This is a genomic window from Microbispora sp. CSR-4, from assembly GCF_008033685.1.
GTDB lineage: Bacteria > Actinomycetota > Actinomycetes > Streptosporangiales > Streptosporangiaceae > Microbispora.
In genome coordinates this window covers 1-16,202 of record NZ_VJVX01000059.1, presented here as the reverse complement: position 1 = coordinate 16,202, position 16,202 = coordinate 1, and the positions used below count along the sequence as shown (strand labels likewise).

Annotated in this window: 15 protein-coding genes, 1 pseudogene and 1 riboswitch; of the genes and pseudogenes, 9 read left to right on the top strand and 7 right to left on the bottom strand. The window is 72.8% G+C overall.

Going from position 1 to position 16,202, the window contains the following annotated elements:
* The first annotated feature begins 56 nt into the window (after window positions 1-56).
* A riboswitch (cyclic di-AMP (ydaO/yuaA leader) is annotated at window positions 57-190 on the top strand.
* A 14-nt stretch (window positions 191-204) separates the two neighbouring features.
* The 3 genes from FLV34_RS32300 to FLV34_RS32290 all read left to right on the top strand — a co-directional run bounded on the left by FLV34_RS32300 (window position 205) and on the right by FLV34_RS32290 (window position 2,229).
* A complete protein-coding gene (locus FLV34_RS32300) occupies window positions 205-879 on the top strand; it encodes a CHAP domain-containing protein (RefSeq protein ID WP_142651022.1) in 675 nt (224 codons plus the stop codon).
* Window positions 880-1,027: 148 nt separating this feature from the next.
* Window positions 1,028-1,375: a helix-turn-helix transcriptional regulator gene (locus FLV34_RS32295; protein ID WP_142651023.1), complete on the top strand. Its 348-nt coding sequence runs from the start codon at window positions 1,028-1,030 to the stop codon at window positions 1,373-1,375.
* Between the two features lie 92 nt (window positions 1,376-1,467).
* A complete protein-coding gene (locus tag FLV34_RS32290; RefSeq protein ID WP_147944894.1) occupies window positions 1,468-2,229 on the top strand; it encodes an SDR family NAD(P)-dependent oxidoreductase in 762 nt (253 codons plus the stop codon).
* Window positions 2,230-2,529: 300 nt separating this feature from the next.
* Here FLV34_RS32290 and FLV34_RS32285 read toward each other — a convergent pair whose 3' ends face one another.
* From FLV34_RS32285 to FLV34_RS32270, 4 genes are all read right to left on the bottom strand, one after another.
* Window positions 2,530-4,920 carry an excinuclease ABC subunit UvrA gene (locus FLV34_RS32285; protein ID WP_147944893.1) on the bottom strand — a complete coding sequence of 797 codons (2,391 nt, stop codon included), beginning with the start codon at window positions 4,918-4,920 and terminating at the stop codon, window positions 2,530-2,532.
* 138 nt (window positions 4,921-5,058) lie between these two features.
* Window positions 5,059-5,469, bottom strand: coding sequence for a VOC family protein (locus FLV34_RS32280; protein WP_147944892.1), 411 nt, complete (start codon window positions 5,467-5,469; stop codon window positions 5,059-5,061).
* 5 nt (window positions 5,470-5,474) lie between these two features.
* Complete coding sequence (locus FLV34_RS32275) at window positions 5,475-5,924, bottom strand: helix-turn-helix transcriptional regulator (protein ID WP_147944891.1); 450 nt, start codon at window positions 5,922-5,924, stop codon at window positions 5,475-5,477.
* A gap of 302 nt (window positions 5,925-6,226) precedes the next feature.
* Entirely contained in the window at window positions 6,227-6,874 is a 648-nt protein-coding gene (locus tag FLV34_RS32270) for a TetR/AcrR family transcriptional regulator (RefSeq protein ID WP_142651027.1), read from the bottom strand.
* A 67-nt stretch (window positions 6,875-6,941) separates the two neighbouring features.
* On the opposite strand from FLV34_RS32270, the pseudogene FLV34_RS32265 reads away from it, so the two are divergent.
* Window positions 6,942-7,106: pseudogene (locus FLV34_RS32265) on the top strand (NADPH-dependent FMN reductase); the annotation flags it as partial.
* A 102-nt stretch (window positions 7,107-7,208) separates the two neighbouring features.
* Here the strand turns inward: FLV34_RS32265 and FLV34_RS41875 are convergent.
* Window positions 7,209-7,394, bottom strand: coding sequence for a hypothetical protein (locus FLV34_RS41875; protein WP_222709699.1), 186 nt, complete (start codon window positions 7,392-7,394; stop codon window positions 7,209-7,211).
* Window positions 7,395-7,549: 155 nt separating this feature from the next.
* Between FLV34_RS41875 and FLV34_RS32260 the strand changes: the two genes are divergently transcribed.
* Entirely contained in the window at window positions 7,550-8,404 is an 855-nt protein-coding gene (locus FLV34_RS32260) for a hypothetical protein (RefSeq protein WP_222709696.1), read from the top strand.
* On the opposite strand, the gene FLV34_RS32255 is transcribed toward FLV34_RS32260, so the two are convergent.
* Window positions 8,361-9,290 (bottom strand): LysR family transcriptional regulator, encoded by a 930-nt coding sequence (locus FLV34_RS32255; protein ID WP_142651028.1) that lies wholly within the window; start codon window positions 9,288-9,290, stop codon window positions 8,361-8,363. The two genes, FLV34_RS32260 and FLV34_RS32255, sit on opposite strands and share 44 nt — an antisense overlap.
* A gap of 122 nt (window positions 9,291-9,412) precedes the next feature.
* Here FLV34_RS32255 and FLV34_RS32250 point away from each other — a divergent pair, with 122 nt between their 5' ends.
* From FLV34_RS32250 to FLV34_RS32235, 4 genes are all read left to right on the top strand, one after another.
* On the top strand, window positions 9,413-10,792 hold the full coding sequence (locus FLV34_RS32250) for an MFS transporter (protein ID WP_261985980.1): 1,380 nt from the start codon (window positions 9,413-9,415) through the stop codon (window positions 10,790-10,792).
* Between the two features lie 197 nt (window positions 10,793-10,989).
* Window positions 10,990-12,195, top strand: a complete 1,206-nt coding sequence (locus tag FLV34_RS32245) for a cell wall metabolism sensor histidine kinase WalK (RefSeq protein ID WP_187280790.1) — start codon at window positions 10,990-10,992, stop codon at window positions 12,193-12,195.
* Between the two features lie 52 nt (window positions 12,196-12,247).
* Window positions 12,248-13,189 carry an RNA polymerase sigma-70 factor gene (locus FLV34_RS32240; RefSeq protein ID WP_147944889.1) on the top strand — a complete coding sequence of 314 codons (942 nt, stop codon included), beginning with the start codon at window positions 12,248-12,250 and terminating at the stop codon, window positions 13,187-13,189.
* A gap of 93 nt (window positions 13,190-13,282) precedes the next feature.
* Window positions 13,283-14,485 carry an NAD(P)/FAD-dependent oxidoreductase gene (locus FLV34_RS32235; protein WP_147944888.1) on the top strand — a complete coding sequence of 401 codons (1,203 nt, stop codon included), beginning with the start codon at window positions 13,283-13,285 and terminating at the stop codon, window positions 14,483-14,485.
* Window positions 14,486-14,510: 25 nt separating this feature from the next.
* Here FLV34_RS32235 and FLV34_RS32230 read toward each other — a convergent pair whose 3' ends face one another.
* Window positions 14,511-15,707 (bottom strand): hypothetical protein, encoded by a 1,197-nt coding sequence (locus tag FLV34_RS32230; RefSeq protein ID WP_147944887.1) that lies wholly within the window; start codon window positions 15,705-15,707, stop codon window positions 14,511-14,513.
* Window positions 15,708-16,202 lie beyond the last annotated feature (495 nt).

The window sequence follows — 16,202 nt, the reverse complement described above, 5'->3', positions numbered from 1 at the left end:
TCATCTCAATGGTCAAGAAGCCCTCCTCAGACCGACGCGGCCGGCCATCCCGGCCTGCCGCCCGGCCGCCGAGTCCGCGTCCGCGCGGAGCCGGGGACCCACCTCTCCTGGGGTGAATCGGCATGCGTGCCGTAGGGCGACTTCCAGCCCGAACCCGTCAGCTAACCCGGTAGGTGGCATGGAAGTAAGGGAGAACGCCCCACCATGCACGTCTTCACCACTTGGGTCCGCGCTGCCCTCGCGGGCGGAGCCCTCGCCTCGGCCGTGCTGATCGCGGCGCCCGCGGCGCACGCGGACAACCCGGCGACCGGGAAGGGTCCGGCGACCGCGCAGTCCATGCCGGAGATCGCCGCCAGGCTGCCCAAGATCACCTCGGCCGACGTGCTGAAGCTGGCCAGGAGCCAGATCGGGATCAGCGAGAACGCCAAGGGCGGCGGCACCAAGTTCCAGGAGTGGTACATGTCCACGCCGCGCGCCCGCGAGACCCTCGCCCGCGACGGCGGCAAGCTCGCCGACTACCTCAACGCCCCCTGGTGCGACATGTTCGTGTCCTGGGTGGGCCAGCAGCTCGGCATCGGCCCGGTGATGGGCGCCGACGCGTACACCGTGAAGCACGCGCAGTGGTTCGCCGACCACGGCCGCTGGGGTCACACGCCCAAGCCGGGCGCGGTGGTGTTCTTCGCCTGGAGCGGCAGCAAGCACATCGACGACATCAACCACGTCGGGTTCGTCGTCAAGGACAACGGCGACGGAACGATCCAGACCATCGAGGGCAACACGGGCGACGGCGGCGCCGTCGAGGCCCGCACCCGTCCCACCTGGCAGGTGGCGGGATACGGCTACCCGATGTACCCCGGGGACCTGTCCGCCTCCTCCTGACGGACGGCCTTCTGGCGGACGATCCATCGTCGTTCCGACGACGGCCCACAAGCGCGCCGGTGATCCCGGCGCGCTTCGCCGTCCCGGCCGGGAGCGTACGGCTCCTGCCGAATTGACCTACGCGAGCGCGAGCTGCGAGCCTGACGGCATGCACGCGTTCGACGTCCTCGGCGATCCGGTGCGCCGCCGGATCCTGGAACTGCTCGCGGAGGGCGAGCGCCCCGCCGGGGAGATCGGCGCGATCGTGCAGGAGGAGTTCGGGATCTCCCAGCCCGGGGTGTCCCAGCACCTGCGCGTGCTGCGGGAGAGCGGTTTCGCGACGGTCCGGGCCGAGGGCACCCGGCGCCTTTACGCCGTCGACCCGGCGCCGCTCCGCGAGGTCGACACCTGGCTCGACCACTTCCGCCGCTTCTGGAACCAGCGCCTCGACGCCCTGGGCACCGAACTGGCCCGCGGCAGGCGCGAGCGCCGACTCCGGGACGACGCCCGTCCGTAAGCCGTGCGCGTGCAGATCGCCGCATTCTGCATTATTGGCTCAGAATCACCTGGTCGGCAGGAGTCACGCCGTGGTCATAGCGCTGCTGGGCGCTGGTTAGCGGAGCCGGCCGGGGAATCGGAGCCGCGACCGCGCTCGAGTTGGGCCGGCTCGGCTATCACGTGATAGTCAACTATCTGAGAGACGCCGACTCCGCGGAGCTGGTGGTCAAGCAGATCGGCGCCGCGCAGGCGGTACAGGCCGACGTGACCGACGAAGCCCAGGTGACCACGCTGGTGGACCGGGTGGTCGCCGAGCACGGGCGGATCGACGTGCTTGTGGGCAACGCCCACACCGCGGCGCCGCCTTTCGGCCCGCTGGAGCATGTGCCGTGGGAGGCGTTCGCAGCCAAGATCAGCGATGAGCTGGCCGGCATCTACCACCTGACCCGGCGGGTGCTGCCGGTCATGCGCCGGCGGCGGTCCGGCCGGATCGTCTACGTCTCCGCTACCGCGGCCGAGCTGATCATCGGCAGTGCCGCCCAGTCCACTGCCAAAGCCGCGGTGAACGCCTTCGCCCAGCAGATCGCCGGCGAGACCATACGGGACGGCATCACCGTCAATGCCGTCGCCCCTGGCGCGGTTCGTACCGATGCCACCGCTGAGGTGTTCACCGATGGCATCCGGCGCCACTTCGGTGACCGGTCGGTGACCGGCACGATGCTGCGGCCGCAGGATTTGGCTCGCCCGATCGCCGCGCTCGTGGACGGCGCGTTCGCCACGGTCACCGGCCAGGTGATCCGGGTCGATGGCGGATACGGGCTGCTGAGTCAGTTGCTGGACGGCCTACCGGCCCAGTTCTCCACGGCTTCGTGACCCTCAGAACAGGGAGTGCGGCTCAAACCCCAGGTTGATGACGTCGACCCAGGTCACAGCCCGGGGGAATACGCTGATGAGGCGGTCGCGCTCATGTCCGAGCTCCACCGGCCGACGGGCCTGCGGTTGTCGGCGGGCCTGCGCGCTTAGAGAGTTGCGGTACACCGTCGCCATTCCGATGGCGAACCCATCAGGTCGGCGACGGTGATCGCATGTGGCACGCGCACTGGTTCGGCCTGCTGTCGCGTGCTCAGCTTGGGCGAGCCTCGGGCCCGGACCGGCATTCGCGACAGGCCGAGGTCAGGCGCCGACGTAGGCCGCGAGGTGCTCGCCGGTGAGGGTGGAGCGGGCGGCGACGAGGTCGGCCGGGGTGCCTTCGAAGACGATCCGGCCGCCGTCGTGACCGGCGCCGGGGCCCAGGTCGATGATCCAGTCGGCGTGCGCCATGACCGCCTGGTGGTGCTCGATCACGATGACCGACTTGCCGGAGTCGACCAGCCGGTCGAGCAGCCCGAGCAGTTGCTCGACGTCGGCGAGGTGGAGACCGGCGGTCGGCTCGTCGAGGACGTAGACGCCGCCCTTGTCTGCCATGTGGGTGGCGAGCTTGAGCCGCTGCCGTTCGCCGCCGGACAGCGTGGTGAGCGGCTGGCCGAGGGTGAGGTAGCCGAGGCCGACGTCGGCGAGCCGGTCGAGGATGGCGCGCGCGGCGGGCGTGCGGGCCTCGCCGGAGCCGAAGAACTCCTGTGCCTCCGACACGGGCATCGCGAGCACCTCGCTGATGTCGCGCCCGCCGAGCTTGTGCTCCAGCACCGCCGCCTGGAACCGCTTCCCCTCGCACTCCTCGCAGGTGGTGGACACTCCGGCCATCATCGCCAGGTCGGTGTAGATCACGCCGGCGCCGTTGCAGGTGGGGCAGGCGCCCTCGGAGTTGGCGCTGAACAGCGCCGGCTTCACGCCGTTGGCCTTCGCGAACGCCTTGCGGATCGGGTCGAGCAGCCCGGTGTAGGTCGCCGGGTTGCTCCGCCGCGAGCCGCGGATGCCGCCCTGGTCGACCGACACCACGCCCGCGCCGGCCGGGACCGACCCGTGGATGAGCGAGCTCTTGCCCGACCCGGCGACTCCGGTGACGACGACGAGCACCCCGAGCGGGATGTCGACGTCGACGTCGCGCAGGTTGTTCGCCGTCGCGCCGCGGATCTCCAGGGTGCCGGTGGGCGTGCGCACCGTTTCCTTGAGGGCCGCCCGGTCGTCGAAATGGCGGCCGGTGACGGTGCCGCTGGCCCGCAGCCCCTCGACGGTGCCCTCGAAGCACACCGTGCCGCCCGCCGTGCCGGCGCCGGGGCCGAGGTCGACGACGTGGTCGGCGATCGCGATCATCTCCGGCTTGTGCTCCACGACCAGCACCGTGTTGCCCTTGTCCCGCAGCCGCAGCAGCAGGTCGTTCATCCGCTGGATGTCGTGAGGGTGCAGGCCAGTCGTGGGCTCGTCGAAGACGTAGGTGACGTCGGTGAGCGAGGAGCCGAGGTGGCGGATCATCTTGACGCGCTGCGCCTCGCCGCCCGACAGCGTGCCCGACGCCCGGTCGAGGGACAGGTAGCCCAGCCCGATCTCCACGAACGAGTCGAGAAGCTGCCGCAACGTGGCGAGCAGCGGCGCGACCGACGGCTCGTCGAGGTCGCGGATCCAGGCGGCCAGGTCGCTGATCTGCATCGCGCAGGCGTCGGCGATGCTGATGCCTTTGATCTTGGACGACCGCGCGGCCTCGCTGAGCCGGGTGCCGCCGCACTCGGGGCAGGTGGTGAACTTCACCGCCCGCTCCACGAACGCCCGGACGTGCGGCTGCAGCGCCTCCTTGTCCTTGGACAGCATCGACTTCTGGATGCGCGGGATCAGGCCCTCGTAGGTGAGGTTGATGTTGTCGACCTTGATCTTGGTCGGCTCCTTGTAGAGCAGGTCGTCGAGCTCGGTCCTGGTGAAGTCGCGGATCGGCTTGTCCGGGTCGAAGAAGCCGGAGCCGCTGAAGATGCGGCCGTACCAGCCGTCGACGCTGTAGCCGGGGATCGTGAGCGCGCCCTCGTTGAGCGACTTGGAGTCGTCGTAGAGCTGGGACAGGTCGATGTCGGAGGTGCGGCCCAGGCCCTCGCAGCGCGGGCACATGCCGCCGGTGATGGAGAACTCGCGCCGTTCCTTCACGGTCTTGCCGCCGCGCTCGAACTTGACCGCGCCCGCTCCGGTGACCGAGGCGACGTTGAAGGAGAACGCCTGGGGCGAGCCGATGTGCGGCCGGCCGAGCCGGCTGAACAGGATGCGCAGCATCGCGTTGGCGTCGGTGACCGTGCCGACCGTGGAGCGGGGGTTGGGGCCCATCCGCTCCTGGTCGACGACGATCGCGGTCGTCAGCCCGTCGAGCACGTCGACCTCGGGACGCGACAGCGTCGGCATGAACCCCTGCACGAACGCCGAGTAGGTCTCGTTGATCAGCCGCTGCGACTCGGCGGCGATCGTGCTGAAAACCAGCGAGCTCTTGCCCGAGCCGGAGACTCCGGTGAACACCGTGAGCCGGCGCTTCGGGATCTCGATGCTGACGTCCTTGAGGTTGTTCTCGCGCGCGCCGTAGACGCGGATCAGATCGTGGGTGTCGGCAACGTGCGGCGCAGGGGTTTGCGTGTCCGTCCTCGTGGCCATGCTCATCGTGCTCTCCAAAACGTCAGGCGGGGTCGCCTAGGGGGTCTCCGTCGGCGTGGCAGGGCTCGATCCAACCGGCTTCGAGCGGTGCGCCCGGCTCTTTCGGCGACGCAGGGGACGCAGGGGGACTGCGGCGCCGCCGGCTCAGCGCAGCTCGTTGATCCGGATCATGTTGCCGGCGGGATCGCGGATGGCGCAGTCGCGCCCCCCGTACGGCTGCTCGACCGGCTCCTGCACGATCTCGGCGCCCTGGTCCTGCAACCGCCGGAAGAGGCCGTCGAGGTCCCCGGTGGACAGGGTGATCATGGCGAAGGTGCCCTTGGCCATCATCTCGGCGATGGTGCGGCGCTCGTCGTCGGTGACGCCGGGATTGCCGCCCGGCGGGGACAGGACGATGGACGTGCCCGGCTGACCGGCGGGGCCGACGGTGATCCAGCGCATCCCTCCGTAACCGGCGTCGCCCCGGACCTCGAAACCGAGGACGTCGCGATAGAAGGCCAGCGCCACGTCGGGGTCGTCGTGCGGGAGGAAGGCCGAGTGAATGGTGACGTCCATGACAGTCACGCTAGCTGCGGCTGGGCCGCGCGTGCTTCTCGATTCCTGACGGGCCTGGTCACCTGCTTCGCCACACACGGCGGCATCCCGGCCGTCGCGCTCGCCGCCTGCCGCCGGTAGGCGCTGGGCGGCATGCCCACCAGCTCGGTGAAGCGGGTGCTGAAGCTGCCCAGCGACGAACAGCCGACCGCGAAACAGACCTCGGTGACGCTCATGTCGCCCCGGCGCAGCAGCGCCATCGCGCGTTCGATCCGCCGTGTCATCAGATAGCTGTACGGCGACTCGCCGTAGGCGAGCCGGAACTGGCGGCTGAGGTGCCCGGCGGACATGTTCACCCCGCGGGCGAGCGCCTCGACGTCCAGCGGCCGGGCGTACTCCCGGTCGATCCGGTCACGGACGCGGCGCAGCAACGCGAGGTCGCGCAGGTGCTGTTCGGAGGCGGGTTTGCTGCTCACCCGGCAAGAGTACGCCGTGCCACCGACATTCCAGCCTGCCGGGCACCCGGGGCCCCTGCCTGACCTGCGGCGGGTCCGGGTCGCCGCGCCCTGCTCACCCCGATCGGCTCACCTCGATCGGCTCACCCCGATCGGCTCACTGCGATTCGGCCCTGCCCGTCGGGCCGGGCGTGCCGTGCAGGGCGGCGGTCGCGCCGGCCCAGGCGGAGTCTCCGGGGTAGAGCGCGGTGCGGAGACAGGCCCACACCAGCGCCCGCGGGACAACCCGTCGTGCGGCGCGGCCACGCGTCACGGGCCGGCGCTCAGCCGTCCGTCCTGCGGTAGCCGTCCAGGAAGGCCCGTACGCCCGCGGTCACCATGTCCGTGATCTGCTCGCCGGTGAGCGGCCCCCCGGCCGACCGGATGGAGACCTCGAACGTCGCCAGAGCGGTGAAGTGCAGCGCCGCGCGCTCGGGGTCGGCGATGCGGAGCAGGCCCTCGGAGGCCAGCTCCTCCAGGCGGCGGACGACCTCGCCCCTCACGCGCAGCGGCCCGGCCTCCTGCCACTCCCCCAGCAGTTCGCGGGGGAAGTGCGGGCCCTCCACGTCGATCATCTGCACGAGCGCGAAGTGGTCGGGGAAGTCGACGCGATGGGCGACCAGTGCGCGGCCGACGGCGACGAGCCGCTCCTCCGGCCCGCTCGCCTCGCGCAGCCCGCGCTCGACGTACTCGGCGAAGGCGTCGGCGACCCGGGTCGCGCTCTCGGCGAGCACGACCGAGAACAGCCGCTCCTTGCTGCCGAAATGCTTGTAGAGCGTGCGGGTCGAGACACCCGCCTCACGGGCGATGGCGTCGGTGGTCGTACGGGCGTATCCGTCGCGTCCGAAGACGGCACGGGCGGCCCGGATGATGGCCGCGTCCTTGGCCGGCCTGCCCCGCCTCGGCCCGTCCGTCCGGCCTGACCCCTCCACATGTCCTCCATCGGGCTTACGCTAATTTTTGCCGTACACGGTTTACTTTATCTTGGAGGGGGATGTCATGCAGCCCGAACTCACCGTCGCCGTCATCGTGGGAAGCGTCCGGCCGGGCCGCCGGGGCGAGGCCGTCGCACGCTGGGTGCAGGGGCGGGCCGCGCGCCGCGAGCGCCTCGCGGCCGAGCTCGTCGACATCGCCGAATACGACCTGCCGGTGCTCGACGAGCCCTGGCCCGCCGCCTACGGCCGCTACGACAAGCCGCCTTCGACGGCGAGGACTTCGCTCCCGGCCCCGGACGTGACCGGGAGCTGGACGTCCTGCTCGACCAGCTCACCGTCTGGGGCACCGCGCTGCGAGGCGTCCGGCGACCGGCGGCGGCGTGATGGCCGCTCCGCCCACCGCGAGGGCCGCCGGCGCGCCCATCACCTGGCCCGTCTGGCGGCTCGCGCTGGTGATGGCGTTCGGCGCGTTCATGAGCCAGCTCGACACCTCGGTCGTCAACGTCGGCCTCGACACGATCGCCACCGATCTGCGTGCCGGCCTCGGCGCGGCCCAGTGGGTGGCCAACGCGTACCTGATCGCCCTGGGCCTGTCGCTGCCCGCGTGCGGCTGGCTCGTGCGGCGTCACCCTCCCCCTCGGCGCGCTCGCCCTGTGGCTCGGCCTGCGTCACGTGCCGCGCGAGCGGCCCTCCGTACACCCGGGGAGTCTCGACTGGCCGGGGCTGCTGCTCGTCGCCGCCGGCGTCCCGCTCCTGATCTACGGCCTGAGCGCGTGGGGCGAGCGCGGCGGCGCCTCAGGCCGATCCGGCGGCGGACTGGGCGGCACGCTCGGGCCGGTCGCCGCCGGCGCCCTCGCGCTCGCCGCGTTCGCCTGGCACGCGCGCCGCACCGCACACCCGGTGCTCGACCTGCGGCTGTTCGCCAACCCGGCGTACGCCGCCGCCACGGTGACCGCCGCCCTCACCGGGGCCGCGATGTTCGGCTCCACGCTGCTGTTCCCGCTCTACTTCCAGGTCGGCAGGGACACCGGGGTGACCGCGACCGGGCTGGCGCTGATCCCGCTCGGCCTCGGCACCGCCCTGCTCCTGCCGGTCAGCGGCCGGCTCACCGACCGTTTCGGCGGCGGCGTCGTCAGCGCGTACGGCGGCCTCGCCGCCGTGGCCACCACCGTGCCGTTCGCGGTGCTCGGCACGGACATGAACACGGCCGCGGTGGAGGGCCTCCTGCTGCTGCGCGGCATGGCCCTCGCGCTCGCCGTGACGCCGGTCGGCATCGCGGCCTACCAGGCGGTCACGCCCGAGCAGCTCGCCGACGCCACCACGCAGGTCAACATCCTGCAACGGCTGGGCGGCGCGCTCGGCGGCACCGTGTTCGCCGTGGTGCTCACCACCCGGCTGCCCCTCGGCGTGGAGGGCGCCTTCCACGCCGCCTTCCGATGGCTCACCGCCGCATCCGTGCTCGGCCTGGCCGGGGCGGCCTGGCTCACCGTGGCGCAGCGCCGTCGCCGGCGGGCGGAGGGAGGCTGACCCCGTCGGAGGCGGCGCTGGCGTAGAGGATCTCGCGCATGCCCGGCAGCGCCTCGCGGTCGGCCCGCCACACCAGGCGCAGGTTCAGGCCGGGGACGTCGAACGCGAGCCGCGCAAGGGCGCCGGCCGCGACCCGGTCGGCGACCGCGAACCACGGCAGCAGCGCGATCCCGAGGCCGCGCTCGGCCCAGGCCCGCATGACGGGCACGCCGCCCGCCCGCACCCGCTCCACCCGGTCGCCCAGCAGGCGCTCGCCCGCCAGCCAGAACGAGCAGGCGGGCACGTTGACCAGCAGCCTCTGGCCGTACAGGTCCTCCCTGCGCAGCCGGGACGCGGCGGCCAGCGGGTGGTCCGGCGCGGCGACCAGCGCCAGCGGCACGGGATCGAGGTCGAGGAAGGCCAGCGGCGCGGCCGGCGCGCCGAAGCCGAGCCCGCCAAGATCGTCTCCCGCGTCCAGGAGCAGCGCCGCGTCGAGGTCGGCGGCGGCGACCGCGTCGAGGAGACGGTCGCGGACCCCGTCCGAGCGCACCTCCACCACGAGGTCGGGACGCCGCTCGGCCAGCCGGGCCAGGAGGGCGGGCACGTGCACGGCGGCGATCGTCTCCAGGGCGCCGAGCCTCATCACCGGGCGGGCCTGCGCGACGTCGCGCCTGGCCTGGTCGGCCTGGTCGAGCAGACGGCGTGCCCAGCCGCGCAGGCGCTCCCCCGCCGCGGTCGGGCGCATCCCCCGGGGTCCCCGTTCGAAGAGCGCGACCCCGAGGTCCCGTTCCAGGGCCCTGATCTGCTCCGACACCGACGACGGCGCGAGATCCAGGGCGACGGCGGCGTCGGTGACCGTCCGATGGGCCACGACCGCCTCGAAGGTGCGCAACTGCCGCAGTTCCATGCCGCACCGAACGGACCCGGAGCGTTCGGTTATTCCGAACGCGGCCTGCGGCCCGGCCGGTGGAGCCGTCCGGCCGCCGACGCCACAGTGACCCCCAGGTTGTCCATCTCCTGGAGTTGTTCGTGACGTCGACTGTTTCCGCCGCTCGCCCCGCCGCTTCCCCTGCGCCGCCCGGCCGGACCCGCGCGCTGGCCGGGATCGCCCTCGGCTATTTCATGGTGCTGCTCGACACCACCGTCTTGTCGGTCGCCGAACCCGACCTCGCCCGGTCCTTCGGCGGCGCGGGCGTCACCGGGCTGCAGTGGACCGTGACCGGCTACACCCTCGTGTTCGGAGCCGCGCTGCTGACGGCCGGATCGGTGGCCGACAGGTACGGCGCGCACCGCGTGTTCCGGGTGGCCGTCGCCGCCTTCGGCCTCGGCAGCCTGCTGAGCGCGCTCGCGCCGTCGCTGTGGGCGCTCGTCGGGCTACGGGCGCTGCTGGGCCTGGCGGCGGCGGGCTGTGTCCCCGCGTCCATGGCGATGATCGCCCGGTTGTACCCGGTGCCCGCCGAGCGGGCCAAGGCGGTGGCCGTCTGGGCGGCGACCAGCGGCGCCGCGCTCGTGGCGGGCCCGGTGGCCGGAGGGGCGCTGCCCGCCCTGGCGGGCTGGCGGGCGATCTTCGTGATCAACGGCCCGCTCGCCGCCGTCCCCCTCGCCCTCACGGCCGGGGGGGCCGTACGCTGCCCGCGCGGCGACCGCCGCATCGACTGGGCGGCCCCGATCCTGGCCTGCGCGGCGGTGGCGCTGCTGACCGACATGCTGATCGCGCTCGGCGCCCGCTCCTTCGTCCACGCCGCCTGGTCGGCCTGCGCGACGGCCGTGGCGGTGTGCGCCTTCGCCGTACGGGAGCGGCGCGGGCATGCGCCGGTCCTGGCGCCCGCCGTGCTGCGGGCGCCCGGCGTCCCCGGCGCGCTGCTGGCGGGGGCGGCGGGCAACTTCGCGATGAGCGGGGGGCTGTTCGTGCTGCCGCTGCTCTTCCAGCAGGAGCTGGGCCTGACGCCGGGGAAGATCGGGGCGGCGCTGCTGCCCATGACGCTGCCCTTCGCCGTCAATCCGCTGCTGACCGGCAGGATCGTCGCCCGGTCGGGGCCGCGGCCGCCGGTGTTGGCCGGGCTCGGCCTGCTCGCGGCCGGCGGCGTCGCGTTCGGCGCGGCCGTCTGGGCGGGCGCCTCCTACCCGTTGCTGCTGGCCGGGCTGGTCGCCACCGGGTTCGGCGTGTCGTTCGCGCTGCCCGCCCTGGCCACGTTGATCGTCACCGCGGCTCCCGAGGGCACCGCCGGTGTGGCCGGTGGGCTGCTCAACGCGGTCCGGCAGTGCGGCGCGACGATCGGCGTCGCCATCACGGGCGCGTTCATCACCGTCGGCGTTCCCGATCACCACGGCGCGGCGTACGCGCTGGTCGTGCCGGCCGTGGTCTGCGCCGCGGCGGCCGTCGCCGTCGCCCGGCGTCCGGCAGGGTGAGACGGCAGGGCGAGGCGCTCCTGATGGACGGCCGCCGTGATGGCCGCGGGCGCGTTCATCGCATTTTCCGTCGCCTGTTCGGGGCCGTACGCCCTTGACCCGCGTTCCTGCGGGGATGGGACACAGTGACCGGTTTCGGACGGGCGGCCTGTCATGCCGACGGCGGGGTCCGGAAGGCGGGGTGTGGGATGGGCGCCGTGGTCACGAGGCCAGAGGTCGACTACGAGGCGGTGTTCCGGGTGAGCCCGGCCCTGGCGATTCTGCTGGCCACCGACTTCACCGTGCTCGACATGAACGACTCCTGTCTCAGCCTGGCCAGGCGCCGCGCGTGCGACGTGGTCGGCCGCAGCCTGTTCGACGTCTTCCCGGCCAATCCCGCCGCGCCGCCGGACGCCGGCGATCAGGGGGCGCGGGTGCTGCAGACCTCGCTGGAGCGGGTGATGAAGACCCGCCGCCGCGACTTCATGCCCCTGCAGCGGTACGACATCGAGTTGGTGGACAGGCCAGGGGTGTTCGAGGAGCGCTACTGGAGCACGGTCAACACGCCCGTGCTCGGGGAACACGGCGAGGTCCGGATGATCGCCCTCACCAGCGAGGAGGTCACCGACTTCGTCCGCGCGATGCGGCGCCCCGGCGGAGGCGGCGAGCACTCCCTGGCCCAGCACCTGCAGATCCTCAACGACCAGCTCAGGCGGGCGCACCTGGAGCAGTGCGAGACCACCTCGGCCCTGCGCGAGGCCGTCGTGCGGCAGCGACGGCTGGTCTACGAGGCCTCCCACGACCTGCGCAACCCCATCACGGGCCTGCTCACCGAGCTGGAGGTCGCGCTGTCCGACCCCGGCACCGACCTGCAGCGGATCCTGCGCACACTGCTGCGCGACGCGGAGCGGCTCAACGACATCGTGGCCGACCTGCTCGACCTCGCCCGCGTCGACAGCGAGACCCACGACGACGAGCGCCTCATCGACCTCGTCGGGTTCGTCAGCGAGGAGCTGGACCGCCGCCCCCCCCCGGGCCCCGCCGTCCGCCCCCGCCTCGACCCCCACGTGTACGTACGCGCCTCGACGATCCGCCTGGCCCGCCTGCTGAACAATCTGCTGGCCAACGCCGAGCGGCACGCGCGGTCCACGATCGAGATCGTGGTCACCGCCGACCCTCCCGACGCCGTCCTCGAACTCATCGACGACGGTCCCGGCATCCCGCCGGAGGACCGCGAACGCGTCTTCGAGCGCGGCTACCGCTCGGAGGAGGCCCGCGAACGGGATCCCGGCGGGTGCGGGCTCGGCCTGCCCATCGCGCGGGAGATCGCCCAGGAGCACGGCGGCCGCCTGTACGCCGCCGAACACCACGGCGGAGCCCGGATCGTCCTGCGTCTCCCCCTCGTCTCCGGGCGCTGCCCCTGAGCGCGTCCCGCCTGCGGCGGCGGTTGGACATGGCCCGCTCTAGGATCGGGTCATGCCCTTGACCATGAACGACGTCGACCGGTTCGAGGCCTCCAGGTCGCGCCTGGAGGCCATCGCCTACCGGCTCCTGGGGTCCGCCGGTGAGGCCGAGGACGCCGTGCAGGAGACGTTCCTGCGCTGGCAGGCCGCCGACGTCGACCACGTCGAGGTGCCCGAGGCCTGGCTGACCAAGGTCCTCACCAACCTGTGCCTCAACCAGCTCACCTCCGCGCGGGCGCGCCGCGAGACCTATGTGGGCCAGTGGCTTCCCGAGCCGCTGCTCGCCGGTGACCCGATGCTCGGCCCGTCCGACACCGCCGAGCAGCGCGAATCGGTCTCCTACGCGGTGCTCACCATCATGGAGCGCCTGTCCCCCAGCGAGCGGGCGGTGTACGTGCTGCGGGAGGCCTTCGACTACCCGCACCGGGAGATCTCCCAGATCCTCGACATCACCGAGGCCGCCAGCCAGCAGATCTTCCACCGCGCCAAGAAGCACGTCGCCGACGGCAAGGCCCGCACCTCGGCCGACAGGGCCGCCGCCCGGCGCGTCGTCGAGGAGTTCCTGGCCGCCGCCACCACGGGCCGGATCGAGCCGCTCGTGGGCCTGCTCACCGAGGACGCCGTCGCGATCGGCGACGGCGGCGGGAAGATCCCGGCCCGCGCCAAGGCGTTCACGGGCGCCGTCGCGGTCGCGAAGTTCCTGCGGGGCCTGTTCAAACCCGGCGAGGCCAAGCAGGCCCTGGTCGGCGGCGAGTCCCAGATCTACCTCTGGACCGCCAATGACGAGCCCGCCATCGTGGCCGTCGTGGACGGCCGGGTCGTCGGCATCATGTGCCTGGAGGTCACCGCCGAGGGGATCGCCGGGGTGCGCACCCAGGTCAACCCGGACAAGCTCGAACGCGCGACCGCGCAGTGGGCCGCGGCCGACCACGGGGAGCCCTTGTTCACGGTGTGAGCTCATATGTGATGTACGTCACATCGCCTCCCTGTCAGGAAACCGCGTGCTGCCCGGTTCAGGTGGCAGATCGCGTTAGACAGGAGCAAGGCAATGCAACACCACATCGTCGTCCTCGGAGGCGGATACACCGGAGCGACCGCAGCGGGCCGCCTGGCCAGGCGGCTCCACCGCGATGACGTCGCCATCACCCTCGTCAACGCCGAGCCCGACTTCGTCGAGCGCGTCCGGATGCACCAGCTGGCGGCCGGCCAGGACCTCAAGCCCCGGCCGTACAGCGAGATGTTCGCCGGCACCGGCGTCGAGCTGAAGCTCGCCAAGGTCACCGGCCTCGACGCCGACCGCAATACCGTCACCGTCTCCGGCGTGAACGGCGGACGGACCGAGGAACTGTCCTACGACACGCTCGTATACGCCCTCGGCAGCGGGTGGAACTCCCAGGGGGTCCCCGGGGTCGCCGAGCACGCCTACGAGATCGCCGGCCGGTCCGGAGCGCTTCGGCTGCGCGAGCGCCTGGCCCGCCTCGGCGCCGGGCAGACCGTGGTCGTCGTCGGCGCCGGACTCACCGGCCTGGAGGCCGCCACCGAGATCGCCGAGGCCCGCCCCGACCTCGACGTCGCGCTCGCCGCCGACGGCGTTCTCGGCGGCTGGCTGTCGCCCAAGGGCCGCGCGTACCTGCGGAAGGTCTGCCGCACGCTCGGGATCACGGTGCACGAGAACACCGCCGTCACCGGCGTCGAAGCCGGCCGCGTCACCACCGCCGGCGGCACGGCCATCCCCGCCGCGGTCACCGTGTGGGCCACCGGCTTCGCGGTCAACCCGATCGCCGAGGCGACCACCCTGGAGGTCACCGGCACCGGGCAGATCGTGGTCGACGCGACCATGCGCTCGGTCTCGCACCCGGACGTGTACGCCATCGGCGACGCGGCCCACGCGATGGGCCCGGGCGACAAGCCGCTGCGCATGTCGTGCGCCTCCGGCACTCTGACGGCCTGGCAGGCCGCCGAGGCGATCGCCGCGCGCCTGACCGGCGGGAAGCTCCCGAACGTGCCGATCCGCTACTTCAACCAGTGCATCTCGCTGGGCCGCAAGTACGGCCTGATCCAGTACGTCACCGCCGACGACCGCTCCGTGGGGGCGGTGCTGACCGGACGGCTGGCCGCCGTCTACAAGGAGCTGATCTGCAAGAGCGCGGCCTGGAACGTCGCCAACCCGACGTTCGGGCTGCCGGTCCGGCGCCGTCGCGTCACCGGCAAGCCGGCCGCGGCGGGCTCGGCCGTCGAGGCGGCGGCATAGCGCGCAGCGGGCGGCCGGGTCGCCGTCACGGCCCAGGTGGTCGTTCCGGAGGCTCCTGGCGCAGCCGCAGCTCGGCGGCGACCGCGCGTTCGCGCAGCTGGGCCGCCTCGGCCCGGGCCACGTCGAGCTGCGCGCGCAGGTCGGCCAGCCGGGCCCGTTCCAGCGACAGCTCCGCCTGGAGCCGCTCCCGCTCGGCCGCGGCGTCCCGGGCGTCCTGCTCCGACCGGGCCGCGGCCGCGACGGCCGCACCCGCGCGCGCCTCGGCCTGCGCCGCCTCCGCGCGCAGCCGGGCGGCCTCCGTCACGGCCTGCTCCCGGGCCGCCTCCGCCGCCTCGGCCCTGGCCAGCATCCGGTCACGCTCGTCGTGGGCCTGCGCCACGGCCCGGTCGCGCTCGGCCTCCGCACGCGCGACCGCGCGGTCGCGTTCGGCCTCGGCCGCCTGGGCGCGGGCCAGCGCGGCGGCGCTGGACTGCTCGGCCTCGCGATGCGCGCGGCGGGCCAGCTCGGCCTCCGCCCGCGCCGCCCGCGCGTCGGCCTGCGCCTCGTCGCGTTCCTGGACGGCCTGCCCGGCCTGCTCCCGGGCCAGGCGGACCTCGGCCACGGCCCGGTCCATCCGGTCGGCCAGTTCGCGTACGGCCTGCTCACGGGCGGTCTCGGCCGCCTCGGCCCGGCGTACGGCCTGGTCTGCTTCCTGCCTGGCCCGCCGTTCGGTGCTCGCGGCCTCCCGCAGCGCGGCCAGGGCCTGCTCGCGGGCGGTCTCCGCGTCGGCGAAGGCGGTGTCCCTCTCGGCGTAGGCCTCCTCCGTACGGCGGCGGGCCTCCTCGGCCTCCCGCCGGGCCTCTTCGGCGGCCTCGCGGGCCAGCCGTACCTGTTCCAGCGCCTGCTCGCGCTCGGCGCGGGCGATCGCGACGCTCGTGTGCGCCTCGGCCTGGATCGCGCTCAGCTTCGCCTCGACTCCCGCCGGGCTCAGCTCCTGGGCGAGCACCTGCGCCAGCGGCTCGATCGCCGCCGCCAGGCCCTTTTCCATGCGTTCGTACAGGTCTTCCACCCGCGCCAGCGCGCCCTCCAGGCCCGGTGTGGCGCGGCGCAGCTCCCGCTCCCGCTTGGCCGCCGCCTGGCAGTCGCCGTCCGGGCAGTATTCGCGCGGCCTCCCCCGTCGGACGGGCTGCTCGATGGGCGCGCCGCAGTGCTTGCACGCGGTGATGGTCACGGACGTCGTCACGGCGGCCCAGCCTACCGATTTTCTGAATTTCTGGAAATAGAAAATAGAAAACGAGGATCTGTTGCGTGCCGAGCCCGGCCGGATAGCTTGGGAGATGGGTAATTCTCGCAAGCTATCCGAACCCGCTCCACCGCCCCGCGCGTCGGCGGTGAACGCCAGGTTTCTGTGACCGCAAACACCAGGTTTTGTCACTGGCAGGGCGTGAGGGGCCGGCGACCCGTGTGGGGGGCGGGCTGGCGACGCTGTTGAGCGCCAGGTTCTGTCACCAGCCCCACGAGCTCTCCCCAACAGGAAAGCTCCGGAGTCCCAACTAAGATCATCAGCTTGAAGGCGATCTAAGCAGGTCAACGCACCCTTAGAGGGAGAGGCGGAGCCTCCCAGTGACAGAACTTGGCGCTAGGGCGCGTATCGGGTTGTGATCAATTTGTGGGATTCGCCTGTCCGTCGTGGCCTGATCCGGTAGATCGGCGTGTGTGACGCGTGCGCAGCTGACGG

Excerpts from the sequence above, each read along its gene's own strand:
- FLV34_RS32300 (WP_142651022.1), top strand. The coding sequence starts at position 205 with ATGCACGTCTTCACCACTTGGGTCCGCGCTGCCCTCGCGGGCGGAGCC.
- FLV34_RS32295 (WP_142651023.1), top strand. The coding sequence starts at position 1,028 with ATGCACGCGTTCGACGTCCTCGGCGATCCGGTGCGCCGCCGGATCCTG.
- FLV34_RS32285 (WP_147944893.1), bottom strand. The coding sequence starts at position 4,920 with ATGAGCATGGCCACGAGGACGGACACGCAAACCCCTGCGCCGCACGTT.
- FLV34_RS32280 (WP_147944892.1), bottom strand. The coding sequence starts at position 5,469 with ATGGACGTCACCATTCACTCGGCCTTCCTCCCGCACGACGACCCCGAC.
- FLV34_RS32255 (WP_142651028.1), bottom strand. The coding sequence starts at position 9,290 with ATGGAACTGCGGCAGTTGCGCACCTTCGAGGCGGTCGTGGCCCATCGG.
- FLV34_RS32240 (WP_147944889.1), top strand. The coding sequence starts at position 12,248 with ATGCCCTTGACCATGAACGACGTCGACCGGTTCGAGGCCTCCAGGTCG.
- FLV34_RS32235 (WP_147944888.1), top strand. The coding sequence starts at position 13,283 with ATGCAACACCACATCGTCGTCCTCGGAGGCGGATACACCGGAGCGACC.